Genomic DNA, 25,706 nt, shown 5'->3' on the forward strand with positions numbered 1-25,706 from the left:
AAAATATATATCTGAACAATATAAGTTTGCCGTTATTCAATCATAATAAATATTTTTAAAAACTTAAAAAACTTTGCAGTCGATAGCATTGATATATGAGCGACAACGATCTCTCATGGAAAATAAAATTATTAATAAAAGCATATAATAAATTATCACAAAATAAATGTTTACTTTTATAGAAATTTCAGTTTGTAAAAAAGGCAGCTTACTCCCTATATATATGAATCCTTCAAAAGCATTATAAATTATTTTCAAAAATATTATAAGGATAGAATTAAATATACTTAGTTTCAATATATTCAGAAAAACTGTTCCGAATAAAAACTCTATAAGTACCGTTCCCAAAGGAACACCTATAATATTCAATAAAAACGAAAAAAGAGGGAGTTTATCAAAATAATAAAGGAACAAAGGCGTACTCACAATTTGTACAGACAAACTTAAAAATAACAATTTTACCGTATCTTTCCATATCCCGTCCTGTATCTTATCAAAATATTTTTCTTTAAACACTTTTTCAAAGACAGGGTAAACAAATATTATCGCAATAACTGCTGCATAAGATAATTGAACTGAAATATCAAATATCGAATATGGGTTTAAGACAACTATTATAATTGCTGAAATTAAAAGTGATTTTTTACTGTCTTCCTGTTCAAACAAAATTCTTGCGAGAATCATTATTGCTCCCATTATATAAGCTCTCAATATTCCTGAAGACATTCCTATAACAGTACAGTAAAAAGTCAGAACTGTTAGTGCCAATATATACTTCATCTTATACCCTGCATTAATTTTATCCAGTATTTTTATTATTCCCATAATGACAAGGCTTATATGCGTCCCTGAAATAACTGTCAGATGAGCAAGTCCTGTATATTTAAACTTATCATTCATATCTTTTGACATGTATGATTTTTCCCCTAATACAGCTGTTTTTGAAAAAGCATAAAGGTTATTTTCAGTTATAAACAACTCATCAAATATATCTGAAATATATTTTCTTATACTGTTCAGTTTTGATTCCTTATAACCTAAAATTTTCCCGTTCAAAGTTATAAAACCGCTTTTCTCTTTTATATTTTTTATTTCATATTTTATTAAATAAAAGCCGTAACTGAGATTTTTACTATTTTTTATCACTATTTTTTTCTTTAAATATTTATTATTCACTTTTAAAACTGTACCTGTGCCTCCATCCATTTTAACATACAAAGTTCTTATCCCTTCAAAATTACCTTTATATGTAACAAAATTTACATATAAAACAAATAGCCAAATTAAAAATATCATTGAAAGTAAAGTACTTGAAAAATTTTTGATAATTTTTCCATTTTCTTCTCTTTTCAAAAAAAATATATTTTTCTGCATTTAAAGCTCCTCTTCCCATAAATTTGACTTTTCATAGTCAACATTTATATTTATAGGTTTTTTTGCTCTATAAATGCTAATTATAGGATATTTTGCAGCATTTATGGTATTTGTGGATATTCTGTAATATATTTCGGTTCCTTTTTTATTTAAAAGATAAATGGAAAAACCTTTTTCAAAATTCCCTTCTATAGTGGTTTTTCTTTTAAAATCGGAATTTTTATCTGAATTATTTGTCATGTACGATATATTTTCAGATATTCCAAGCTTCCCTATTATATCCCTTTGCCCATTTTCTTCACTTATAAAATAAACTGTCTTTTCAGATATTTTAAAATCAATTATATACTCTTTTTTATTGTATTGAGCATATTGCTGAATTTTTCTTATGAACTGACTTATGTTTCTTTTCTGAATTGAAAATTCTTGCTTCTCTTTCTGATTTTGCAAAACATTGAAAACAACAGCAAAAAGAATTGAAATAATTGCCATATACATTAAAACCTCAATGATTGTAAACCCGCTATCCCTTTTATTTTTCATATTAATCCTCCCATTTTATCCTTTCAACATCTCTTAACTATATTTTCTGTATAAATATATTTAAAAATTTATTTACTTTTATATCTTTAGTATTATTTCTCATAAAATCCGGTATTCCCTCATTTAACTTTATCTTCATTTATGTATTTTTCATACTTTCGTTATTATTAAAATAAGCCATTTCTTCCAACAAAAAATATCAGCTCCTGTTAAAAAACATTTTTATATAATTGATAAATCCATATTTTATTTCGTGCATATATAAACATTTTCCCATCATTTCCTTTTGTAAGTTCACATATCCTGTTTATTAAATTTATTGCTTTTTCATCCATAATCCCTCCTGAAGTTTTTTTATATTATATCACAAATTCATAAAATTAAAAATAAGTTAATTTTTTATTGCTTTTGTTTTTTTTATTTTTAATATATAATATTATAGTAAAAATAAATTTTTTAGGAGAAAATATGTTTAATATCATACAAAATGCGGATATATTAGCCGTAAAATTTTTTTATACCTTTCAACACTTATTGCAGAATGATTTATTCAGTAAAATTATGATATTTTTTACTCGTTTGGGAGACCATGGAATTATATGGATCGGACTTTCAACAGTTCTACTTTTGACTAAAAAATATAGAAAAGTCGGCTTTATTTCCTTGCTTTCTCTTTTAATATGCTCCATTATAGTAAATATTACTTTAAAACCGCTAGTTCAAAGAGAAAGACCGTTTAATGAAATATCAGATATCATACTTTTAATAAATGCACCAAAAGATTATTCCTTTCCGTCAGGACACACTGCCGCTTCATTCGTAATGACATATATATTTTTTAAAAATATAAAGAAATATTCTGCTTTTATTTTAACCGTTGCTATTCTTATTTCATTTTCAAGACTATATTTAACGGTTCACTATGTAAGTGATGTAGCAGCAGGAATATTAATCGGATTATTTTCAGGATATGCAGGACAGAAAATTTTTGATACTTTCAAAAAAAAATAAGGAAAAAAACTAATATCAAAAATATATAGTATATTTTTATTATAGTTCAATTTTAATACTTATTAAGTTTAAAAATACTATTTATATAATTTTATACTCTAAAAACTAAGTTTTACAGTATAAAATATAAAGTGAAAAAGTAAATTTATAATATAACAAAGGGAGGTTTTATTCATGATAAACAATTTTATTTACCGGAATCCTACAAAAATTCTATTCGGAAAAGGTCAAATCAAACATCTTTCAAAAGAAATTTCAACATATGGAAAGAAAATTTTGCTTCTTTATGGAGGAGGCAGTATTAAAAAAAACGGATTATATGATGAAATTTACAGTCAATTGAAAGACTTTGAAATATTTGAACTGGGCGGAGTAGAGCCTAATCCTCGTGTATCAACGGCAAGAAAGGCTATTGAAATAATAAGGAAAAATAATATTGATTTTCTCCTTGCCGCCGGTGGAGGAAGTACAGTAGACTGTGCGAAACTTATATCTGTCGGAACTTACTATGACGGCGATCCGTGGGATATTGTAAAAAAGAAATATTTTCCTGAAAAAGCTCTTCCTTTTGGAGATATTCTTACTCTTGCTGCAACAGGTTCCGAAATGAATCCGGGAAGTGTTATTACAAATATTGAAACTGAAGAAAAAATAGGTTGGAGCAGCCCTCTGGCTTATCCTAAATTTTCCATACTCGATCCTGTGTATACATTTACTGTCCCTTTGAGTCAGACTGTAAATGGAATTGTAGATACAATGTCACATATGATTGAACAATATTTTAATGCTGAACACAATCCCGTTATGGACGGACTTATTGAAAGCAGCTTAAAAACTGTTATGAAATATGCCCCTCTTGTACTCGAAAGTCCTCATAATTACGATATAAGAGCAGTTCTTATGATGTCGGCAACTATAGGTCTGAATTATTCTCTTAGTTGGGGAACAATGGGCGACTGGGCGACTCACGGAATAGAACATGCAGTCAGTGCAGTATACGATATCGCTCATGCTGAGGGGCTTTCTATAATTATGCCTAACTGGTTATTATATATTCTACCGAAAGATATTCTCAGAGTAAAACAGTTTGCAATAAATGTAATGGATGTAAATCCCGAAGAAAAATCAGATGAAGAAATTGGAAAAGAAGGAATTTTGAAATTACAATCTTACTGGAAATCTCTCGGAGCCCCTACACATCTTTCAGAAGTTGGAATTGACAGCACAAATATTAAAAAAATGGCTGAAATAGCTACAGATCGACCTGTTTTAGGCTCTGTGTATAACCTAACAAAAAATGACGTAATAAATATTTTAAAATCATCATTATAAATCAAAAATAACATTAATCTTACCAATAATACGATTTTATCTTTTTTACTTTGTTTTATGAATATTCTTCATATTATTACAAAAAGACTTCATATCTTTTAGCGTGTTCCTTTGTAAACATATAAAAATTAAAAAATTTTGAAGTCGATGACGGAAGCATGAGAGCCACAATGAGCTCTCATCGAAAAATCTTTAATATCGACAAATTCTCCTTATTATTGTATAATTTAATGAAAATATCCGATAGAATTAAAGAAAAGGAGAAAAATGATATATTTAGATAATGCGGCAACTTCCTATTACAAACCCGAAGAAGTAATAAATGCAGTTTGTGAAGCCATGAAAACTATGGGAAATGCAGGTAGAGGAGCAAATGATGCTTCTTTGAGTTCTGCAAGAAAAATTTATGAAACAAGAGAAAAAATATGTGATTTTTTTAACGGTGAAAGTTCGAAACAAGTAGTATTTACTTCAAATGCCACTGAAGCATTAAACATGGCAATAAATGGACTTTTTTCAGAAAAAAGTCATATTATTACGACAGAAGCCGAACACAATTCTGTACTGCGACCTCTTTATCTCCTTGAAAAAAAAGGAACTTCCATAACTTTTTTAAAGTCGCACGAAATAGAAAATCCTGATATTTCTTTTATGCAAAAATATATCCGAAAAAATACTGAAGCTGTTATATGTACCCATGCTTCAAACCTTACAGGAAATATAACCGATATTAAAAAAATAGGTGAATTCTGTAGAAGAAATAATCTTCTTTTTATAGTTGATGCTTCTCAAACGGCTGGAATAATTCCTATTGATATTATTTCTGATAATATTGATGTCCTCTGTTTTACAGGACATAAAGGATTAATGGGACTTCAAGGTACAGGAGGTCTTTATGTGAAAAAAGGTATTAATATTAATCCCATGAAAGTCGGAGGAAGCGGCATTGATACATATAATAAAAACCACCCTGTAAGTATGCCTGAAAGGCTTGAAGCAGGTACATTAAACGGACATGGAATAGCCGGACTGAACGCTGCAATAGATTTTATAAATAAAACAGGTATTCAAAATATCCATAAAAAAGAAAGTGAACTAATGTGGAAATTTTATGACGGAATTAAAAATATTAAAAATATTAAAATATATGGAACTTTCTTTAACAGACAAAACGAAAAAATTAACAGGATACCTTTAATCTCTATTAATATCGGAGATATTGACTCCGGAGAAATATGTGATATACTTAATGTAGAATATAATATTGTTACGAGAGCAGGAGGACATTGCGCTCCTTTAATGCACAAAGCACTGGGAACTGAAAGACAAGGAGCCGTAAGATTCAGTTTTTCATATTTTAATAGCGAGAATGATGTAAAAAATACTGTAAATGCTCTGAAAGAAATTGTTTCTTATTATAAATAGTTATTTCAACATTTTCAAGTTAAAAATTTCTCTTGTTATTTTTTTAAATGTTTAATAATAAATAATTCAAACAAAATAAAATTACTAAGGAGTGGGTATCATGGAATTTATCAGTTCAAAAAAAGGATTACTTATATCAGGTATTTTAGCAGGTTTAATAGCCATATGGCTTGCCGTTTCAGGAAATCCCCAAAATATGGCTATATGTGTAGCATGTTTTATTAGAGACATAGCAGGTTCAATGAAGTTTCACAATGCAAATGCAGTCCAGTATTTTCGACCTGAAATACCGGGAATTGTTTTAGGTTCATTTATAATTTCCCTTTTCACAAAAGAATTTAAAGCTACCGGCGGTTCTTCTCCCGTAATAAGATTTTTTTCAGGTATTGCAATGATGATAGGAGCTTTAATATTTTTAGGATGTCCTACAAGAATGATTCTCCGTATAGCAGGAGGAGACTTAAGTGCATACATAGGATTTATAGGATTTTTAGCAGGTATAGGAACAGGTGTTTTCTTTTTGAAAAAAGGATATTCACTGGAAAAAAAAGTTGAAATAAAAAAGGAAAATGGATATATATTTCCAACAAGCCTATTATTATTACTTATACTTAGTGTTACTACAGGTCTATTTGCCATAAGTAAAAAAGGTCCCGGAAGTATTCATGCACCTTTGATTATATCTCTTGTAGGAGGAATACTTTTCGGTATAATAGCTCAAAAAGTAAGAATGTGCTTTACAGGAAGCATAAGAAATATTTTTCTTATGAAAAATTTTGAAATGATAACACCTATCTTCGGTATGTTCATTATTATATTAATTTATAATATCATTACAGGAAATTTTAAATTTACAGCATACGGTCCTATAGCTCATCCTCAGTTTATATGGAATATACTCGGATTATATACAGTGGGATTGGCAGGAGTATTAATGGGCGGTTGTCCTTTAAGACAGCTCATACTTGCAGGGCAAGGATCATCAGATTCAATAATAACAGTAATAGGGTTGTTTATCGGAGCGGCTGTAGCTCATAACTTTAAACTTGCTGCGGCAGTAGCGACAAAAGCAACTGCAACATCTCCTGAAACTTTAGGGGGACCAAACTTGAATGGAAAAATAGCTTTACTTTTCTGCATAATATTTTTAATTAGTGTAGGAATAACAGGTATTAAAAAAGGAAAAATTAATGAAAAAAGATAAAATAAAAGTTATTATAACTTTTCAAAGTATGTCGGATGCAATATATGTTGAAAAAATTCTTAAGGCCGAAAAAGTAAAAGGAAGACTTATTCCTGTACCTCGAAAAATTTCGTCGGGCTGTGGAATAGCATGGTGTTCAGATATTGAACTGAAAGAAGGCATAATAAAAATAATCGGTCAAAACAAAGCGAACATAGGAGAAATTTTTGAAATGTAAAAATCTTTTTACAACTAAAAATAATTTTAATTTATAAAAAAATGGAAATCCTTGTATTTAACATAAAGGTTTCCATTTTTTATATGTTATTAAATATGCTTATATCTACTATTTTTTTGATCTTTTGACATTAATTTTTCTAAAAAATATAAATTATACTAATCATAAAACAGCTGTTTGGAAATATCCAATTTCATATTTTTCAAGCATAATAGATATTTTTGAAATTTTAAAAAATATTTAACAGTATGAGAATGAAAGATTAGGTTTTGTAATGAATTTTCGAGGAAAATAAACTATCCTATTTCCACATCCAACTCCTGAAATTTTTTTCTCATAGTTGACGGATAATCCGCTCTTCTTTTTTCAGAAAATATAGCTGTAAAATCTGCTAAATTACTAAAATTGAAACTTCCCTCTGTTTCAAATTTTCTAAGCTCTGTAATTAAAAATTTCTGAGTTGATATATTCATAATCGCTTTTTTTGTATTTCCGTCATTCGATTCAAAATTCATTACTTTCCCTGTATCCAAATCAATTCCGGCACAACCGATAAACGCCTTGTCTACATTATATTTTATTATATTGTTTATAGCTTCACTTCCAATTATCCCACCTATTTCCTTATGATAATCACCGCCAATTATCGTAAGTTTTATTCTGGAATTTTTATTGAACAGTGCTGCAATACTCGGCATATTTGTAAAAAGATTCAGGGATTTCTCACTATTGGAAAGATACTCGGCAGCGATATAATTTATGCTTGAAACGTCAAAAAATACCCCTTCGCCTTCTTTTATATTTTCAACTATTTTTTTGGCAATCATCTCTTTCTGCTTTGTCCTGTTAATTATCCTGTCTTCAAGGGTTATTGTATGTACCAGTTCTTTTAAGAGTATCGCTCCTCCGTGAGTTCTTTTTAGTTTCCCTTCAAGCTCAAGCCTTTTAAGATCTTTTCTTATAATAACTTCAGAAACACTGAATTCTTCAGAAAGTTCATTTACTTTCACTTTTTTTTCCTTTTTCAAAATTTCCAGTATTTTTTCCAGTCTTTCATCTAAAAACATATTATATTCTCCATATTATAATTTTTAATATCTGAACATCGGTCCATTTGAACCGTTTATGCCGCTTCCGCTTATCCAACGTTTTAATATTGCCCCCTGTTTTGCTTTCAAATCAATTTTCATTTTCCCTGTAATACCTGTTTTTATAATATTTCCTTTTATGAGATCCAAATATTTTTCATTTGGGTAATCAGTCTGAATTTCTATATTTTCACAATCACTGAAAGAGTTATTTATTGCTACGATTATAGAGCGTCCTTCATTTGCTCTTTCATATACGACAAGTTCTCTATCGTTATCCGCTATCAGTTCTTTAAACTTCCCATATATGAGAACTCTATTTTCCCGTCTTATTTTTATTAATTTTTTATACCATTGGTATAAATCATTATCCGGTTTTTGAGAATACTTTTCTCCCTGATTTATATACGAAGGATTTCTTTCATCATCATACATAAATTCATCCCAAAGCATAGGTTTTCTACAATAAGGATCCGTTGCACCCCACATTCCGATTTCATCTCCGTAAAACAGCATAGGTGCTCCTATATATGTCATCTGAAATATGGATATAAGTTTAAGTACATCTTTCGGCTTTATTTCACTCTGCCTCCAGTTAACGGTTGTATTAGGATGATAATCCGAAGCAAGATCCGGTCTGATTCCGTTGTACCCCTTTTCAAGTTGCTTTCCTTCTTCCAAATTTCTTCCTACTCCGTCATTTACTATTCTTGAATAAAGTCTGTCAGTGTCATGAGACCCGTTTAAATTTTGTGATGCCTGTAATGACTGGAAAGGGTACCATGTCCTTTTTTCTCTCAATTCATTGAAAAAGTCAGTTGCTTTCAGCTTATATCTGTCTCCGCCTTCTCTACTCTGATTTATAAAAAATCCGATGACCGTTTTCAGCCATTCATAGTTCATTACCGCATCAAATTTATTTCCACCGTTTATATCCCCTGATGCATTTCCCCACAATTCGGCAGTAATGTATGAATCAGGCTTTACCTCTTTTCCTACTTCTCGCCATTCAAGCCAGAAATTCTGATTTTCAAGACAATTAGGAACATCCAGTCGCCAACCGTCTATACCGTCATCTTCCTGCCAGTTTTCACTTGTTTTTCCGTCAGGCCCGTACATCCATTTTCTTGTTATATTGAAAATGTATTCTTTATATTCCTGATTAAATGTATTAAATTCGGGAAGAGAATTAAATCCTGCCCATGAATTATACTTTACCCTGTTTTTATTTCCTGTTACAGTTTCATATGCCTGTTTATCCGTCATATCATCGGTGACAGGTATATGCTGACTGAAATCATTAAATTTATACCAATCCTTATAAGGAGATTCTTCCCCTTCAGCAAGTACCATATTAAACGACCAATGTCTGTCGCTGCTATGATTAAATACCCCGTCAAATATTACTCTTATCCCGTTTTTATGAAACTCTTTTATAAGATCGACCATTATAAGATCAGACTCAGTCCACACCCATGTTGACGGATCTTCATTTTCTCCATATCCGTTTTTTCCTTTATTTTCACCTTTCAAATTTACTTCAAGAAGCTTAAATTCACTATTGTTTACAGATTCTTTACCTAAAATATCTGTATATGCTTTATTTCCGTACTTATTATCTTTGCTTACTTCAACATTATGTCTGCTTCCGCTTGTCCTTATTGCTCCCAAATCAGGGGATATATGCCTGAAATCATTAGCTCCGTATTTATGGTTCTGATATGAAAAGAATACAGGATTAAGCCATACTGCATTAATTCCAAGTTCTTTCATATAAGGAATTTTTTTCTTTATCCCTTCGAGATCTCCTCCATACATCCTTGCGTATTTCAAACTATAATCAATTCCTTTTTCTCCTAATTTTTCCCACGTAACCTGTTTTCCAAAGTCTGCCGTCCATCTGTTTCTGTCAAATTTCCCGTATAAATTGTTATTTCTGTTCCATTTATAATTTTCCACAAAACCGTTTTCATGAAGTTCATTTATCTTGTATGCTTCAGGTCCAAATTCATTGAAAATAGGATCATTGTAAGGATTTCCGTTATAAAACCTGTCAGGAAAAATATTATACCAAATTGCCTCTTTAGACCATTCAGGAATATTAAATATTTCTATATCATCATGTGCAGTCCTTACTGAAATTCTCTTTGGCTTTTTATAACCTAGTTTACCGTTAAAGTAGGCTTTCGTATCTCCATCCTCAAGAATAAAGAAATAAGATATTTTATCTACTTTTCTTCCGAAATCTATTATTCTCTTAAAATAATCAAATCCGTTTGTACCATCTTTAAATCTTTCAAGTTCATATATCATTTCATAGTTATCTTCTTCATGAAGTACAATACTTATATATGCTCTTTCCACATCTTCAGATTGAGTTCTTATTGTAAACTCATATTCCCTGTCGGATAACTTATTAAAGTATTTTAAACTTTTATTGTTATGGACAATCGCTTTTAAATCAATATTCCTGTCTACAGCTTCATAAACAAATTTTCCCGTTCCCAAATCTCCTGCAGGAAATAATGCCCCATTCTCACCTATAATCAACTTTTTATTTTCATTTTCAGGATACCATTTTCCATCTATAAGATATTTATATTCGTATACCCCCTCAGGAATTGCGAGAATTATTTCATAAATTGTTCCTGACAAGTGACGTATAGGCTCTTCTTCAGGTATCCAACTATTAAAATTCCCTGATATTTCTATTTTCTCGACTTCTTTCAAACCAAAATCGGATATATCCAACTTCATACGGAAAAACTTCTTTTTGGATAGAATAAGCAACTTTTTGTTGGGAATATACGATACCAAAATATCTATTCCGTTTTGAAAACCCGTTATGGATTTTGGAGAAGCATTTTCTTCAACTACTCCTTCAAAATCAGTGGCAAAAGGAGCCGTATGACTGTAAGTGATACTTTTTAAAACATCATTTTCATCTTTCAGTTCAAAAAAATAACTCCCTGCTTCTACATTCCCCCATTTATATATATATACTCCATTTTTTATTTTTTTTAAATCAGCTTCTTTATAAAATTTATTATTTTTATATATCAGAATTTTACAACTCATAATTTTCTCCCTGTTTCTCTCCGAGTATCATTCACCGGAAAAATCCTGATACTCTCATTTCTTATTTAAGCTCAAAAAATACTTTATAGGCTCTGTATGTTTCGTACAAATCAGCTTTGGAAGATATTTCAAATAATGAATGCATTGACAATAAGGCAGGTCCCGCATCTACAGTTTTTATTCCATAATGTGCCAAATATTTAGCTACCGTTCCTCCTCCACCTTCGTCAACTTTTCCAAATCCTCCCGACTGATATTTTATTTTATTCTTATCAAATATTTGTCTTATTTCTTGCAAATATTCCGCGTCTGCATCATTTGCCGAGACTTTTCCCCTACTTCCGGTATACTTTGCAAAAGCAAGACCGTAGGACAGTCTTGCGACATTATCTCCGTCATGTACCGATTTAAATAAAGGATTCATAGCTGCAGTTACATCTGATGACAAAGCTTTGGAGTTCCATAATGTCTCTCTCAAAATTTGGTCATTATAGTTCTTTTCAGTCATAAGAAGCATTTTTCCTATAATAAGTTCAGGTAATGTGGCTTTCAGGCTTGTAGAACCCTCACTTCCGATTTCTTCTTTATCTGTCAAAAATGCCATTACAGTCTTTTCATTATTTTTCACTTCATAAAGAGCTCTTAAAGAAGTATAGGCACATATTCTATCATCCTGACCATAGCCTCCTATCATACTTCTATCTATCCCTACATCTCTCAGCTTCCCTGCAGGAACTATTTCCAGCTCTGCAGCAAAAAAGTCATCTTCTTCTATTCCATAATCTTTTTTCAGTTTATCCAGTACAAATTGCTTTGTTTGCTGTTTTACATTTTTATCATTTAAAGGAATATTTCCGAATAGCAGCTTCAATTCTTCTCCCTGAATCACTTCTCCCGCTTTTCTTTCTCCCTGTACTTTCTGTGCAAGATGCGGAAGTAAATCAGGAATACTGAAAACAGGATCATTTTCATCCTCCCCTATTGAAAGTGATACTTTTTTATTATTTTTCAAAAATACTACACCATGTAAGGCAAGAGGAGTGGCAGCCCATTGATATTTTTTTACTCCTCCGTAATAATGAGTATTTAAAAGAGCAAATTCTTCATCTTCCTTTATAGGATTAGGTTTTAAATCAAGTCTTGGAGAATCAATATGGGATACTATCATATTAATTCCACTTTTTATATCTTTCCCTACTATTACTGCAACAATATTTTTATCTCTGTTGTTATAATAGATTTTATCTCCTTTTTTTAATGTCTTTTTCTTGTTTATATCTATGAATCCATTTTTTATAAGCTCCTTTTCCGTTACCGTTACAAATTCTCTCTCTGTTTTTGCCGAATCAAGGTAGCTTTTGTATTCTTCCGCAAATTTAAAAATCTGTTTCTTTTCCTTTTCACTATAGCTTTTCCATAAATTTTCCTTTGTCATAAATATATCACGACCTTTCATTTAATATTTATTCATATATTTTTTACTTTTTTAGATTATATATTTTACAATAAAATACAAATATTCTCAAATATTTTTTCATAAAATAATTTTATATTTTTAAAATTTTACGAAAAAATATGAATTATACCGATTAGTAAAATATTTATTTGAACATATTTAATTTACTATTTTCCAAATATAATAAATATTTTTGAAACTTAAAAAATTCTATAATCGAAACAATAATATCATAACAATGAATCTTCAAAAAATAATTTTTTCCAATAAAAAAGCCATTTTAAGAGTACTTTTTTTAATTTTGTACCAAACTTTACAGTACGTTTTAAAATAGCTTTTTACATTTAAATTATTTATTTCATTTCTTTAAGTTTTTCTTGAAGTCTTTTTCCCTCTTCTTCATACCCCGGCTTACCTAAAAGTGCAAACATATTCTTTTTATAAGCTTCCACTCCCGGCTGGTCAAAAGGATTTACTCCCGCTAGATATCCGCTCACTCCGCATGCTTTTTCAAAGAAATAAAAAGCATAACCTAAATGGTAAGGTGTCATTTCAGGTATATTTATAGTCAAATTCGGTACTCCTCCGTCAATATGTGCAAGAATAACTCCTTCAGTAGCTTTTTTATTTACATAGTCTAATGTTTTTCCTGCTATAAAGTTCAATCCGTCAAGATTTTCAACATCACTTTCTATTATATAATCACTTTCAGGTTTTCCTACAGAAATAACTGTTTCAAACATTATTCTCTTACCTTCCTGAATATATTGCCCCAGAGAGTGTAAATCCGCTGAAAAATCAACCGATGACGGATAAAGACCTTTTCCGTCCTTTCCTTCGGATTCTCCGAACAGTTGTTTCCACCATTCAGAAAAATAATGCAGTTTCGGTTCATAATTTACAAGAATCTCAACATCTTTTCCTTTTCTATGTAAAATATTTCTCACAGCTGCATACTGCAATGCTTGATTTTCCTCCATAGAATCCTTTTCATAGTCAATCATAGCATCCATAGCTCCTGACATAAGTTCATCTATATTTATCCCTGCTGCAGCTATTGGGAGTAACCCTACCGCGGTTAATACTGAAAATCTTCCTCCTACATTATCAGGTACAGTAAATGTCTCATAATTTTCAGTGTCCGCAAGAGTTTTCAACGCTCCTTTTGATTTATCCGTAGTAGCATAAATTCTTTTTCCTGCTTCTTCTTTACCATATTTTTCTTCAAGCATTTTCTTAAATATTCTGAATGCTATTGCCGGTTCTGTAGTCGTTCCGGACTTTGAAATGACATTTACTGAAAAATCTCTATTTCCCACTAATTCTATAAGATGATTCAAATACGTACTACTCATATTTGTTCCTGCAAAATAGATTTCAGGTGTTTTTCTTTTTTCCTTCGGAAGATTATTGTAAAAACTATGAGACAAAAACTCAATCGCTGCTTTCGCTCCCAGATACGATCCTCCTATTCCGATTACTATCAGTATTTCTGAATCATTTTTTATTTTTTCTGCAGCTTTTTTAATTCTTTCAAATTCTTTCCTATCATAGTTTTTAGGCAAAGAAACCCAACCAAGAAAATCGTTTCCTGCTCCCGTTCCTTTCATCAATACTTCATTTGCCAGCTCAACATAAGGTTTTATCTGATTAAGTTCTTCTCCACCAAAAAAATTTTTTGCAAATTGATAACTAAAATTTAATTTCATTGTTACTACTCCGTTTCTATATATTTTTTCTTTAACTTAAAACATTATTACTTTAAAGCACTTAAAAATTCTTCTGCCTGCTTTTTCAATGCTTCTTTATTCTCTTCGGATAATGTCAGTTCATTTGTCTCGAACGCTTCTGCCGGAACTGAAACACCGGTTCCCGCTTCTCCTATGACTTCGGTTCTTACAAATCCTAATAATTCAGCCAAACTTTCTCTTGCTCCTGCTGCGGCCGATCTTCCTGCAGCTCCACTGATTGTTACAAATTTACCTGATATTGCAGTAGGCTCTTGAAAAGCAAAAGGTTTTAACGGACGGGATAACCAATCTAATAAATTTTTCAATACACCCGGAATATTATAATTATATTCAGGTGTAAATATCCATATTCCGTCAACAGAGCTTACTTTTTCACGCACTTTTTCAACTTCTTCAGGTGTCGGAAACTCAATATCCTGATTCATATAAGGCAATTTCGAATACTCAAGAATTTCGACATCTGCTTTATCCCTGACTATTTCTTCAACATACTTTGCCATTGTTGAATTAAAAGACTTTTTTCTCAACGATCCTATAATAAACAGTATTTTTTTCTTACTCATAAAAATTCCTCCTCACTCTTAGTTTTATTAATCTTATTTTATAATCAGCCTTTTACTTTATTGTTAGTGCTGTTAAAATTTTTTATTACATTAATAAAGCACTCTTGATGATATCAACATTTTTTCATAGTTATTCTATCACTAATTGATAATAATGTCGATGTGTTTTTATTTTAATTTTACATTTTTCTCGTATGTTCTCATATAAAATTATTTTATACTTTTCTGTGAATACTCAAACTTTTCCCGAAAATACTAAAAATTTTGATTCTATTTTTTCTCTTCACTCACTTTCTTATATACAAGCTCTACATATTTTTTGACAGCTTCAGGTTTAGGATGGACTCCATCTTTATAAAAATAGTTCCTTTTCCCTTTTGCATAAGAATACCAGTCTATAACTTTTATGTTTTTATAAGTTCTCCCTGCATTGCCAATTATCTTATTGACACTTTTCTCCCAAGGTCGTGCAACAACCGAATTTACAAGATATATTTCTTTATCATATAATATTTCCATTACTTTACTTATATCTTCTTTAGAAAATGACCCGTTTGTACCAAGAGCAATTACAACTATTCTGTCCAATTCTCCCTTACTCTTAAATTCATTCAGCAACCCCGGAAGTTCGGAAAACTGTCTTCCCACTTTCACACTTATTACACTGTTTGGATATTTCTTTTCCAATACAGGTTTCGCCATTTCCAAAACAGAATCTCCAATAAACAATATTTTTCTTTCATCAACATTTTTTAAATTTTGTATTTCTCCTTTATTATTTTTTTCCGATTTTTCAGAAATTTTACTTTCTGAAACGGATTTTTCTCCGGTTTCAATTTTTTCTTCTTTTTTTATTTCCGACTGTATCAACTTCATTTCTTCCAAATCTTTATTTATATATTCAGGAGAGAAAAATAAAAATAATACTATAATCCCGGCCATTATATATCCCAAATTTCTTATTTTTCTTTTCTCAAAAATATAATAACTTATTTCAGAGATTATTACTAAGAGAAAAATTTGTAATATAAACTGATAAAGAAAGCTTATTTTCGACCATTTAAAAAATTCCCTTGTAAATATCATTATAGGATATTGCCACAAATAATATTGATACTCGTGTCTTCCCAATACTAAAAGAATTTTTCCGACAAATCCCGATAAAGGTATTTTTAATTTTTTCAATTTCAGTTTAGAACAGAGTATCACTGTAAATGCTGTAAAAATACTCATTAAATAAAGTAATCCGTAATAATTTAAGCTGTTTTTATAATCAACCGTTAAAGAAAATAATATTAAAAAAATAAATCCTGCTATTCCAAACAGCAGTATTTTTATTTTTTCACTTTCAGTTTTTATTCCCTTTTTTTGATAAACCGCGGCCATTCCCGCACCTATAAAAAATGAAAATGCCCTTGTACCTGTTCCATAATATATTGAAGAAATTTCTACACCTTTATAATATTTATAAGCCATATAAAAAGCGGATAAAATACTGATAATAAAAAAGACTATCCCTAGATTTTTCAGTTTCAGCTTTTTTAATCCTTTCAAAAGGAAAGGAAGCAATACATACATCTGAATCTGAAAAGACAAAGCCCATATATGAGTTAAAGGTAAAATCGTATTATAAGTATCAAAGTAAGATATCCCCGATATTCCTTGATATATATTGTTTAGACCTGTTACAGAAAAAAAGACACTGTTTCTATATTTTTGTTCCAATCCTCCATTCATAAAAAAAATCAAAACAGTAGAAACCGTTATCACTGCCAGAAGACTTGGATAAATTTTCCCCATTCTTTTCTTTATTACATCGGAACATAAAAATTCTTTTGATATTAATGATTCTGTAAAAAGATATCCGCTCATAACAAAAAATATAACTACTCCTATATATGTCCCTTTATATGGAAACCAGTGATATAAGCATATCATAATAAGGCCGACAGCCCTTAAAATATCAATTCCGGCTATTCTTTTCTTTTTTTCCATCAGTTTTCTACTCCCTTTGATTATAATAAATTATAGCAGAACCCCTATCAAATTACAATATATTGAAAACGAAAATTTATAATAGGCTTAAACAAAAGGAAAAAAGAAAATATATAAAATTTAAAGACTATTCATTTTCAAACTCATAAAACAGCTTCTCTAAAAAACAATAACTGATATTTATATAACATAAATAAAAAAATGCCGCATTTAACGGCAACTATATATTTCTTTATTAGTTTTAAAATGGCTGGGCTGAATGGATTCGAACCATTGCATGCTGGAGTCAAAGTCCAGTGCCTTACCGCTTGGCGACAGCCCAATCTAATTTTGTTGAGATATTCCGTAATCTTCTCAAGACAAATGTTATTATATATAATTTTTTTTCGATTGTCAAGACTTTTTTTATTTTCTTAATACTACAATCATTTTTCCTTCTGTAAAATTTACATTACACACATTTTTCTCAATAACATTACTTACAAGTCTTGATGATTTCCTTTCCACATCCATACTGTCAAGCTCATACTTAAATCCTTTTAGAGACAGTTTTTTAATAACCGTATCTAAAGGAATTAAAGAAAATCCCCATTTTTTTTTATTTTCTATTGAAAACGAGGTTTCTTTGTAAAATATTTCTTCATTTTCCGTTAAAATTATTAAATTTTTATAATTTTCCATAAGGAAAATATTATTAAGAGTAAAATCCGTTCTTTTTCCTAAAGCACCCAGTATATTTACAGAATTAAATTTAAAATTTCCTTCTCTTTCAACTTGCTCCATTTTCTGCAAGACAAGTTCAAAATCCGTATAATCTTTTTCAGGATTGTATTTTACAATATTCACTTCTTTTGTCTCATAATAATTTAAAACTTCGGAATTTACAGAATCCAAATCTCCGATTATATATGAAGGAATTTTGCCGTATTTATGTGCAAAGTTGGCACCACCGTCTGCACATAGACAGACTGTATCATCATTAAATAAACTGTCTATAAATTCTTGTGAATATGTATATTCTCCATTTAAAAAAATTATACAGTTTTTCATAATTTCAAAAGACTCCTTCATAATATTAAATTATCATATTAAATTTTTTTGAAAAAAACTTGATAGAAACTGTTCAACTCAAATTATTTTGTAATTAAAATCTTTTTTCCGTAAGAATCCACTACTCCCCTTAAACTCTATCCATCAATTACAAAATTTTATATAAAAGTATAAAATTTTAATTCTTTATATATTAGGGTTTTATTTTTTGTTTTTTTAGGAAAAATATAAAATGATACAGAATGATTTTAAATAAAACTAAAATTATATTATATATTATTAAAGCATTAAATAAAATCTACAACATTTATATTATTTCAAATAAAAAAATACGAAAATTTCACAAAGAAAATCACTGCCTGATGAGTTTATAATTTTCAATGAATGAAATAATTTGAGTTGACAGTTTTTTAACACAAGCTTTTTTATAAAAAATGTTGAAAAAAACTACTGGTTCTCCTTCAAAAAATATAAAAACTACTGTCTCAGCTCTGCTGAATAATCCTTTTTCACTTTTTCCAATATTTTTCCAATAATACTGTTTATTTCTTTTTCTTCCAAAGTTTTCGACTTATCTCTTAAAAGTATGCTTATAGCCACACTTTTCTTTCCTGTCTCCACTCCTGTTCCTCTGTATATATCGAAAAGTTCCACCTTTTCCACTTTTTTATCAATTTTTTCAATTGTACGTAACACATCTCCTACTAAAACGGTTTCATCCATTACTAATGCAATGTCCCTCGGAACAGCAGGATATTTAACTATTTCCTGATATGTAAACGGTTTTCTTATATATTTTTTTATGAGATCAATATTAAATTCTCCTACAAGAACTGATTTTTTCTTCAAATCAAAATTTTCAAGTACATCAGGATGAATTTCTCCGAAACTTCCAATATATTCATTTCCTACAAAAATATCCGCCGATCTTCCCGGATGAAATACACTCTGCATTGATCTTTTCAATGAATAATTTTTAAAATTCATCTTTGAAAAAATTTCTTCTATAATTCCTTTTAAATCATAAAAATCATAAGGTAGCGGCTTCGGATTCCATAAAGTTTTATTACTTTCTCCTGCAAGAATAACACCTAACTTAACTTCTTCTTTTGCCAATTCCGTATCTTTTTCAAAAGTACGGGAAACCTCAAAAAATCTTATATTATCGATATTTCTGTTTATATTATCCTTGGCATTTTTTATCAGACTGTAAAGCAAAGTAGGTCTCATTACTACAAAATCTTCCGTTATAGGATTTGAAATATTAATTAATCTGTCTTCGGAAATATTTTTAAATCTAATATTATTAAGTGCATTTTCAGGTATAAAACTGTAATTGATAACTTCCTTCAATCCTGTATCTGCCGCTATATTTTTTACAATATCCGTAAGTTTTGTAGTATCAAGAACTGTATTCTCATTTATATTCACTTTAGGTAAGATATTTTCTATATTGTCAAAACCGTACATTCTTATTATTTCCTCAAAATAATCCTGCTCAAGTTCCAAATCACTTCTGTATGAAGGAGCAGTCAATGTCAAACTTTCTCCGTTATCAATAATTTTTATTTCAAGATTTTCAAGAATTGCTTTAACTTCCTCTTTAGGTATTCTTTTTCCCACAAATTTATTAAGTCTTTCAAAATTAAGTACTGCTGTTCTGTTTTCATGTGGAACCGGATAAACATCGGTATATCCTTTTAATATTTCCCCTCCTGCCACTTCCTGTATAAGATTTGCAAGCCTGTTTATTACTTTAAGAGCATTTTCCTTATCTATTCCTCTTTCAAATCTATATGAAGAGTCACTTGACAATGTCAATCTTCTGGACGTTTTTCTTACATTTTGAGAATTGAACTGTGCTACTTCCAGCAGAATATTTTTTGTACCGGCAGTTACTTGTGAATTTTCCCCTCCCATTACTCCTCCTAAAGCTAAAATTTTTTCTTTATCGGATATTACAATATCCCCCGCTTCCAGCTTTCTTTCCTGTCCGTCGAGAGTAACCAGAACTTCATCTTCTTTTGCAGCTCTTACAACTATTAGATTTCCTGCTATTTTATCCAAATCAAATACATGGTTAGGATGGTTCATTTCCATTAAAACAAAATTTGAAGCATCCACTATGTTATTTATACTTCTCAATCCTATGGATTCCACTCTTTCTTTGAGCCATTTCGGACTTTCCTTTACTGTCACTCCTTTTAATATCCTTGCAGTATATCTTTCCGATAAATCTTTATTTTCTATGGAAATCTTTATATTATCTTCTGTTTTTTCTTTTATTTCATTTGCTATTTCTGTTTCAGGATATTTCAAATGTTTTCCGTAATAAGCCGAAAGCTCCCTTGCAATACCTATATGAGAAAGACAATCAGGTCTGTTAGGAGTTATTTCAAGTTCAAAAATGATATCATCAATTCCGAGGTAATCCTTAAAAGGTATTCCCACAGGAGTGTCTTCAGGGAGTATTATAATTCCGTCTTTGTCATTTCCTATCCCCAGTTCATCTTCAGAGCAAAGCATTCCGTTTGATTCTTCCCCTCTTATTTTCCCTTTTTTTATTTCAAAATTTTCTTTCAATTTTGCTCCAACTTGTGCCAATACCACTTTATCTCCTGTTTTATGATTGGTAGCTCCACAAACAATTTGTAAAATTTCCTTTCCGTTATCTACTTTACATAAAGTCAGACTATCGGCATTAGGATGTTTTTCTACTTCTATCAGAAGAGCAGTCACTACATTCCGAAGATTCTCTCCTCTGATTTCGGTTTTTTCAACTTCCTGACCTATCATCGTAAGGGATTTCTCCATTTCTCCTGTTTCTATCCCGTCCAGATCTATATACTGCTTTAACCAGTTTAAAGAAATCAGCATTTTTCCTCCTTATTTTTTATCTAAAAACTCATTCAGTAATCTTACCATTAAATCGAAACTTTGAATAAAAAGTTTATTTTTACTGAATATTACTTTATTTTCATTATCAGTTATTGAAAGTGTTCCTGTCAAATCTTTTTTAACGGCTTTTATGTCATTCATGGAATAAAACTTATCTCCGATTTTTATTCCCGAACCGTAAATAATAAGTTCTTCTTTAATATCTATGTTTTTCAAATCTTCTATTATTTTATTTTCATTCAATCCGAATTTGGATTTTATCATTCCTCCTTTACTTAATATACCGAATTTTCTCTGTCCTCCGTTTTTTATATTTTCGATCTCTATAGGAAGAATTTCTTTCAGGTAATCTCTGACAAATGTATCGAAAGTTTTTGAGTCAAGTCTTGAAGTAAGAACATATTTATCTTCTTTTCCTTCTATTATCATATACTGCACGTCTTCCCTAAGAACTTTCCAAATTGAAAAATAATAATTTTTTATGTCTTTATAAAATACTTTTGTATGTGTGTTTATATCTTCAAAACCTTTTTCATAAAATATATAATTTCCTGCAAGCTTTTTTTCCCTTATATAATTCAGTACATGTATCCCTGCCGACAGAGCAAGTCCCAATCCTATCCACAATATTAAATTTGAATCTTTCTTTTCTCTGCCTATAATGGATAAAATCATTAAAAACAATCCTACTCCTAAACTTATTACCGCCATAAACAAATGCTTGAATTTTATCCATGAAGAAAGTTCCATTTTCTTTTTTACTTTACCTAATTCCATTTTTTCTTTTTCTCCTTATAGTTTCTTCATTCTATTGTCATTAAACTTTATAATTTAAAATTGATTTAAAAATCTCACATCATTTTCAAAAAACGCCCGTAAATCATCTATTCCATATTTTAACATCGTAATTCTTTCAAGTCCTAATCCGAAAGCAAACCCCTGATATTTTTGAGGATCTATACCTACACCTTCAAGAACTTTCGGATTTACCATTCCACTACCCAGTATTTCAAGCCATCCTGTGCCTTTACATACTCTGCACCCTATACCTTTACACACTCCACATTCTACATCCATTTCTGCAGACGGCTCGGTAAACGGAAAAAAATGAGGTCTGAATCTTACATTTCTCTCTTTCCCAAAAATTTTCTTTACAATATTTTCAAGTATTGCCTTAAAGTTTGCAAAAGATACATCTTCCCCTATCATAAGTCCTTCCATTTGATGAAACATAGGAGTATGTGATACATCATAGTCAGGTCTGTATACTTTCCCTATAGAAACCATTCTGAAAGGCGGCTTTCTGTCTAACATGTATCTTATCTGCATACCCGATGTCTGTGTTCTTAAAAGCACATCATTCTTAATATAGAATGTATCGGATAATTCTCTCGAAGGATGTGTTTCAGGTATATTCAATGCATCAAAATTATATTTTGCATATTCGATTTCAGGCCCGTCAACTATATCAAATCCCATATCTGAAACTATTTCCTTTATCTCCATAACTGTTTTTGTAAGAGGATGAAGAGATCCTTCATCAACTTTTCTTCCCGGAAGCGTAATATCCAATGTTTCATTTTCCAGTCTTTCCTGTTTTGCTTTTTCTTTTAACATATTAAGCTTTTCATCAAATTTATCCTGCAAAACTGTTTTTATTTCATTAGTTACTTTTCCGAATTCAGCCCTTTTTTCAGTGGATATTTCGGACATTCCTTTCATTATAGCTGTAAATTCACCTTTTTTCCCTAAAATCTTTACTTTTAAATCATTCAGTTCATCAAGAGTGACAACATTATTCAGCTTTTCCAATACTTCTTCCCTTAATTGGGATATTTTTCCCAGCATACTTCCTCCTTATTAATACTGCTTTCCCGAATATTCTTTAATTTTATTTTTTAGATTTTATTATGATTATATCACAAAATTTGATATATTGGTACCTTGAGATTTTTCTTTTATTTTTTCCGAATTTCTGTTACAATCAAAATGAGAGAAAATTTACACTCAAGAAAGGAATATATGAAAATAATATACATCATAACAGGATTTATTTCTTTCGGTTTAGGAATTACAGGTGCTTTTCTTCCGATACTTCCGACCGTTCCTTTTCTGCTTCTGGCAAGCTTCTGTTTTTCAAAAGGTTCTAGCCGTTTTCATGATTGGTTTGTCGGAACGGAACTTTATAAAAAACATCTGGAAGATTTTGAAAAAAACAAAAGCATGACTTTAAAGGGAAAAATAGGTTTACTCATTTTATCAAGTACAATGATTGCTTTTCCTATTTTTATAACTAAAAATAATTATTTACGTTTTTTTCTTATTTTACTTGTCATTTTTAAATACTATTACTTTATATTCAAAATAAAAACTATAAAAAAACAGCCTTAATCTAAAGGCTGTTTTATCAATAAACCGTTTTATTTTTTTAAATGGCGGAAGTAGAGGGACTCGAACCCACAAGACGTTTAACCGCCCACAGCTTTCCAAGCTGCTGCCCTACCATTAGGCGATACTTCCATAAAAGTTCCACGAAAATTATTATACTAAACTTGAAGTTAAAAGTCAATGGGATATTTCTAATGAGAAGTAATTGATATTTCCAACACAAAAAAGGTTGTATCAACAACTGTCCAACTCAAATTATTTCTAAACTCAAAAGCACTCCGTTCACTGAAAAATGACAAACTTGCTTTACTCAAACAATGATTTTTCTTCACGCTCATTCTCGCACTTTTTTTATTGAAATAATTTGAATGTTGGGACTTTTATCTAATATTTCAATTTTATATTATATAATTATAAAAAATATAACTTCAATTCTTATTTAAAATAACCTAATATCATTTATTTTTTTGTATTTTTTCAATATTAAAATCTCTTTCAAAATATAAAATTCCAATTTACTAAAAAATGGAAATTCTTATATTTTCATATAAAACTTCCCATTTCATTATTAATTTAATACATACGTATTTTATGCTTTTTTTCTCCTCCGACATTCAAAATTTTTCTAATAAAATATAAATTATGCTGTTCAGAAAAACTGCTGTCTGAGCATAGTGAATTTGCAGTTTTTCAAGTATAATGAGTATTTTTTAGGACTAAAAAATTTTGCAGTCGATAGCAAGTGTATGAGGGCGGCAATGAGCCCTCATGAAAAAAACATAAATTTATTTTTTTACTTTTCTTATAACATCTATAATACTTCCATCTCTATATTCCACTACTGCAACAACTTCATCAGTAAACTCTATAGGTTTAGGCTCTCCTACTAAAAATTTCGCTTTTTCTATAAGCTCATCCATTTCTATTAATTCAATACCTGCTTTTTCAAATTTTTCTTTCAAATCAGGTCTTAAAGGATTTACAGTAACTCCAAGTTCAGTTACGACAACATCCACTGTTTCTCCCGGTGTTACTACTGTAGTTACTTTATCCATTATAGTTGCAAGTCTTCCTCTTATGAGGGGGGCAACTACTACAGACATTTTAGCCATAGCTGCCGTATCCGAATGCCCACCTGATGCAGCTCTTATTATTCCGTTTGAACCTGAAATAACATTTACATTGAAATCTCTATCTATTTCCAGTGCACTTAAAATTACAAAATCCAGTCTGTTTACTCCCGCTGATTTATTAAACGGATTCGCATAAAAATCAGCACTGATTTCCTGATGTAAACTATTTTTAGTAAGTGATTCCACACCTCCGAGATCAAAATCCTGAACATCAAATATTTTACCTACAAGTCCTTCTTCTAAAAGTTCTGCAAAGGCTTTAGTTATACCTCCCAGTGCATAGCTGCACTTTATTCCTCTTTTTATAAGTTCTTCTTTTATGAATCTTGTAACCGCAAGGGAAGCTCCTCCAGTTCCTGTCTGCATAGAAAATCCGTCAACAAAGTATCCTGATGCCAACATTGCTTCAAGAACTTTTTTAGCTATAAGAAGCTCTTTAGGATTTGAAGTAAATCTCGTAGCTCCACTCATTATTCCGTTTGAATCTCCGATTTCATCCACAGTAACTACATAATCCACTTTTGTTTGAGGAATACTTACAGGATAGTTAGGGTAGTCTACAAGAGTATCGGTAATTATGATTACTTTATCGGCATATTCAGCATCAACCATTGCGTATCCCAATGATCCACAGACTGATTTACCTACTACTCCGTTACTGTTTCCCATACAATCTGAAGAAGAAGCTCCTATAAATGCCACGTCTATTTTTAAATCTCCTTCAACAATAGCTCTTGCTCTACCTCCGTGAGATCTTATTACAGCCTTTGTCGGGAGTATTCCGTCAGATATTCCTTTTGCCAGCTCTCCTCTAAGTCCACTGCTTTCAATTCTGTCAACAACTCCGTTTTTTATATGTTCAACCATACATTCATGAGCTCCTGTAAAGGAACTTGCAGCAACTCTTATATTCTTAAATCCCATTTCTGCTATTACTCCCATTACAAGAGGTAAAACTTTGTCTCCATCTCTAAAATGATGATGAAAAGAAATTGTCATACCGTCTTTCAATCCTACCTTTTTTATTACTTCTTTTAGTGAGGAAACAGTCTTGTCTCTTCTTACTTTATCTTTTAAATTTTCCCTTTCTTCCATTGTTCCTTCAGGTTGAAGGGCAAAAGGAGATGTGTAGATTTTTCTGTTTTCATAGTCTTTTATATTTTTTAAAATTTCTTCGGTAACTCTCGCATTTTTCATGAT

General features: G+C 30.4%; 20 protein-coding genes and 2 tRNA genes. 6 read left to right on the forward strand and 16 right to left on the reverse strand.

The features are described 5' to 3' along the window. Positions 1 to 63 precede the first annotated feature (63 nt). From EII29_RS01670 to EII29_RS12985, 3 genes are all read right to left on the reverse strand, one after another. On the reverse strand, positions 64 to 1,374 hold the full coding sequence (locus tag EII29_RS01670) for a ComEC/Rec2 family competence protein (RefSeq protein WP_125235806.1): 1,311 nt from the start codon (positions 1,372 to 1,374) through the stop codon (positions 64 to 66). Then, positions 1,375 to 1,917 carry a type II secretion system protein gene (locus EII29_RS01675; protein ID WP_125235807.1) on the reverse strand — a complete coding sequence of 181 codons (543 nt, stop codon included), beginning with the start codon at positions 1,915 to 1,917 and terminating at the stop codon, positions 1,375 to 1,377. Positions 1,918 to 2,126: 209 nt separating this feature from the next. Then, positions 2,127 to 2,252 carry a hypothetical protein gene (locus EII29_RS12985; protein WP_255411000.1) on the reverse strand — a complete coding sequence of 42 codons (126 nt, stop codon included), beginning with the start codon at positions 2,250 to 2,252 and terminating at the stop codon, positions 2,127 to 2,129. Between the two features lie 133 nt (positions 2,253 to 2,385). Here EII29_RS12985 and EII29_RS01680 point away from each other — a divergent pair, with 133 nt between their 5' ends. From EII29_RS01680 to EII29_RS01700, 5 genes are all read left to right on the forward strand, one after another. Continuing rightward, positions 2,386 to 2,928 (forward strand): phosphatase PAP2 family protein, encoded by a 543-nt coding sequence (locus tag EII29_RS01680; RefSeq protein ID WP_125235808.1) that lies wholly within the window; start codon positions 2,386 to 2,388, stop codon positions 2,926 to 2,928. Positions 2,929 to 3,102: 174 nt separating this feature from the next. Next, positions 3,103 to 4,260: an iron-containing alcohol dehydrogenase gene (locus tag EII29_RS01685; protein WP_199726004.1), complete on the forward strand. Its 1,158-nt coding sequence runs from the start codon at positions 3,103 to 3,105 to the stop codon at positions 4,258 to 4,260. A 267-nt stretch (positions 4,261 to 4,527) separates the two neighbouring features. Continuing rightward, a complete protein-coding gene (locus EII29_RS01690; RefSeq protein ID WP_125235809.1) occupies positions 4,528 to 5,685 on the forward strand; it encodes an aminotransferase class V-fold PLP-dependent enzyme in 1,158 nt (385 codons plus the stop codon). Positions 5,686 to 5,785: 100 nt separating this feature from the next. Next, entirely contained in the window at positions 5,786 to 6,889 is a 1,104-nt protein-coding gene (gene yedE / locus EII29_RS01695) for a YedE family putative selenium transporter (RefSeq protein ID WP_125235810.1), read from the forward strand. After that, on the forward strand, positions 6,876 to 7,106 hold the full coding sequence (locus EII29_RS01700; RefSeq protein WP_125235811.1) for a DUF3343 domain-containing protein: 231 nt from the start codon (positions 6,876 to 6,878) through the stop codon (positions 7,104 to 7,106). The genes yedE and EII29_RS01700 overlap by 14 nt, the downstream gene beginning before the upstream one ends. A 296-nt stretch (positions 7,107 to 7,402) precedes the next feature. On the opposite strand, the gene EII29_RS01705 is transcribed toward EII29_RS01700, so the two are convergent. The 11 genes from EII29_RS01705 to pheS all read right to left on the reverse strand — a co-directional run bounded on the left by EII29_RS01705 (position 7,403) and on the right by pheS (position 22,833). Next, positions 7,403 to 8,173 carry a DeoR/GlpR family DNA-binding transcription regulator gene (locus EII29_RS01705; protein WP_125235812.1) on the reverse strand — a complete coding sequence of 257 codons (771 nt, stop codon included), beginning with the start codon at positions 8,171 to 8,173 and terminating at the stop codon, positions 7,403 to 7,405. 24 nt (positions 8,174 to 8,197) lie between these two features. After that, a complete protein-coding gene (locus EII29_RS01710) occupies positions 8,198 to 11,272 on the reverse strand; it encodes an alpha-amylase family glycosyl hydrolase (RefSeq protein ID WP_125235813.1) in 3,075 nt (1,024 codons plus the stop codon). A 61-nt stretch (positions 11,273 to 11,333) separates the two neighbouring features. Then, positions 11,334 to 12,707, reverse strand: a complete 1,374-nt coding sequence (locus tag EII29_RS01715; protein WP_125235931.1) for an aminopeptidase — start codon at positions 12,705 to 12,707, stop codon at positions 11,334 to 11,336. Between the two features lie 374 nt (positions 12,708 to 13,081). After that, a complete protein-coding gene (locus EII29_RS01720) occupies positions 13,082 to 14,437 on the reverse strand; it encodes a glucose-6-phosphate isomerase (protein ID WP_125235814.1) in 1,356 nt (451 codons plus the stop codon). 47 nt (positions 14,438 to 14,484) lie between these two features. Further along, positions 14,485 to 15,042 (reverse strand): NADPH-dependent FMN reductase, encoded by a 558-nt coding sequence (locus EII29_RS01725; protein ID WP_125235815.1) that lies wholly within the window; start codon positions 15,040 to 15,042, stop codon positions 14,485 to 14,487. Between the two features lie 270 nt (positions 15,043 to 15,312). Then, on the reverse strand, positions 15,313 to 17,037 hold the full coding sequence (locus EII29_RS01730; RefSeq protein WP_125235816.1) for an acyltransferase family protein: 1,725 nt from the start codon (positions 17,035 to 17,037) through the stop codon (positions 15,313 to 15,315). Positions 17,038 to 17,284: 247 nt separating this feature from the next. Continuing rightward, a tRNA-Gln gene (locus tag EII29_RS01735) sits at positions 17,285 to 17,359 on the reverse strand. 83 nt (positions 17,360 to 17,442) lie between these two features. Next, on the reverse strand, positions 17,443 to 18,087 hold the full coding sequence (locus tag EII29_RS01740) for a thiamine diphosphokinase (protein WP_125235817.1): 645 nt from the start codon (positions 18,085 to 18,087) through the stop codon (positions 17,443 to 17,445). A gap of 477 nt (positions 18,088 to 18,564) precedes the next feature. After that, positions 18,565 to 20,964 carry a phenylalanine--tRNA ligase subunit beta gene (pheT, locus tag EII29_RS01745; protein ID WP_125235818.1) on the reverse strand — a complete coding sequence of 800 codons (2,400 nt, stop codon included), beginning with the start codon at positions 20,962 to 20,964 and terminating at the stop codon, positions 18,565 to 18,567. Positions 20,965 to 20,973: 9 nt separating this feature from the next. Further along, on the reverse strand, positions 20,974 to 21,762 hold the full coding sequence (locus EII29_RS01750; RefSeq protein WP_125235819.1) for a hypothetical protein: 789 nt from the start codon (positions 21,760 to 21,762) through the stop codon (positions 20,974 to 20,976). A gap of 54 nt (positions 21,763 to 21,816) precedes the next feature. Continuing rightward, positions 21,817 to 22,833, reverse strand: coding sequence for a phenylalanine--tRNA ligase subunit alpha (pheS, locus tag EII29_RS01755; RefSeq protein ID WP_125235820.1), 1,017 nt, complete (start codon positions 22,831 to 22,833; stop codon positions 21,817 to 21,819). A 174-nt stretch (positions 22,834 to 23,007) separates the two neighbouring features. On the opposite strand from pheS, the gene EII29_RS01760 reads away from it, so the two are divergent. Next, entirely contained in the window at positions 23,008 to 23,376 is a 369-nt protein-coding gene (locus EII29_RS01760; protein ID WP_125235821.1) for a YbaN family protein, read from the forward strand. Positions 23,377 to 23,418: 42 nt separating this feature from the next. Here EII29_RS01760 and EII29_RS01765 read toward each other — a convergent pair. Both EII29_RS01765 and citF read right to left on the reverse strand, forming a co-directional pair. Further along, a tRNA-Ser gene (locus tag EII29_RS01765) sits at positions 23,419 to 23,505 on the reverse strand. A 653-nt stretch (positions 23,506 to 24,158) separates the two neighbouring features. Next, positions 24,159 to 25,703: a citrate lyase subunit alpha gene (gene citF / locus EII29_RS01770; protein WP_125235932.1), complete on the reverse strand. Its 1,545-nt coding sequence runs from the start codon at positions 25,701 to 25,703 to the stop codon at positions 24,159 to 24,161. Between the last annotated feature and the right edge of the window lie 3 nt (positions 25,704 to 25,706).

This window comes from Leptotrichia sp. OH3620_COT-345, from assembly GCF_003932895.1.
Classification (GTDB): domain Bacteria; phylum Fusobacteriota; class Fusobacteriia; order Fusobacteriales; family Leptotrichiaceae; genus Pseudoleptotrichia.

Coding starts and splice junctions, on each gene's coding strand:
- EII29_RS01715 (WP_125235931.1), bottom strand. CDS start 12,707: ATGACAAAGGAAAATTTATGGAAAAGCTATAGTGAAAAGGAAAAGAAA.
- EII29_RS01705 (WP_125235812.1), bottom strand. CDS start 8,173: ATGTTTTTAGATGAAAGACTGGAAAAAATACTGGAAATTTTGAAAAAG.
- EII29_RS01730 (WP_125235816.1), bottom strand. CDS start 17,037: ATGGAAAAAAAGAAAAGAATAGCCGGAATTGATATTTTAAGGGCTGTC.
- EII29_RS01760 (WP_125235821.1), top strand. CDS start 23,008: ATGAAAATAATATACATCATAACAGGATTTATTTCTTTCGGTTTAGGA.
- EII29_RS01725 (WP_125235815.1), bottom strand. CDS start 15,042: ATGAGTAAGAAAAAAATACTGTTTATTATAGGATCGTTGAGAAAAAAG.
- pheT (WP_125235818.1), bottom strand. CDS start 20,964: ATGCTGATTTCTTTAAACTGGTTAAAGCAGTATATAGATCTGGACGGG.
- pheS (WP_125235820.1), bottom strand. CDS start 22,833: ATGCTGGGAAAAATATCCCAATTAAGGGAAGAAGTATTGGAAAAGCTG.
- yedE (WP_125235810.1), top strand. CDS start 5,786: ATGGAATTTATCAGTTCAAAAAAAGGATTACTTATATCAGGTATTTTA.
- citF (WP_125235932.1), bottom strand. CDS start 25,703: ATGAAAAATGCGAGAGTTACCGAAGAAATTTTAAAAAATATAAAAGAC.
- EII29_RS01685 (WP_199726004.1), top strand. CDS start 3,103: ATGATAAACAATTTTATTTACCGGAATCCTACAAAAATTCTATTCGGA.
- EII29_RS01740 (WP_125235817.1), bottom strand. CDS start 18,087: ATGAAAAACTGTATAATTTTTTTAAATGGAGAATATACATATTCACAA.
- EII29_RS01675 (WP_125235807.1), bottom strand. CDS start 1,917: ATGAAAAATAAAAGGGATAGCGGGTTTACAATCATTGAGGTTTTAATG.
- EII29_RS01700 (WP_125235811.1), top strand. CDS start 6,876: ATGAAAAAAGATAAAATAAAAGTTATTATAACTTTTCAAAGTATGTCG.
- EII29_RS01680 (WP_125235808.1), top strand. CDS start 2,386: ATGTTTAATATCATACAAAATGCGGATATATTAGCCGTAAAATTTTTT.
- EII29_RS01720 (WP_125235814.1), bottom strand. CDS start 14,437: ATGAAATTAAATTTTAGTTATCAATTTGCAAAAAATTTTTTTGGTGGA.
- EII29_RS01690 (WP_125235809.1), top strand. CDS start 4,528: ATGATATATTTAGATAATGCGGCAACTTCCTATTACAAACCCGAAGAA.
- EII29_RS12985 (WP_255411000.1), bottom strand. CDS start 2,252: ATGGATGAAAAAGCAATAAATTTAATAAACAGGATATGTGAACTTACA.
- EII29_RS01670 (WP_125235806.1), bottom strand. CDS start 1,374: ATGCAGAAAAATATATTTTTTTTGAAAAGAGAAGAAAATGGAAAAATT.
- EII29_RS01710 (WP_125235813.1), bottom strand. CDS start 11,272: ATGAGTTGTAAAATTCTGATATATAAAAATAATAAATTTTATAAAGAA.
- EII29_RS01750 (WP_125235819.1), bottom strand. CDS start 21,762: ATGGAATTAGGTAAAGTAAAAAAGAAAATGGAACTTTCTTCATGGATA.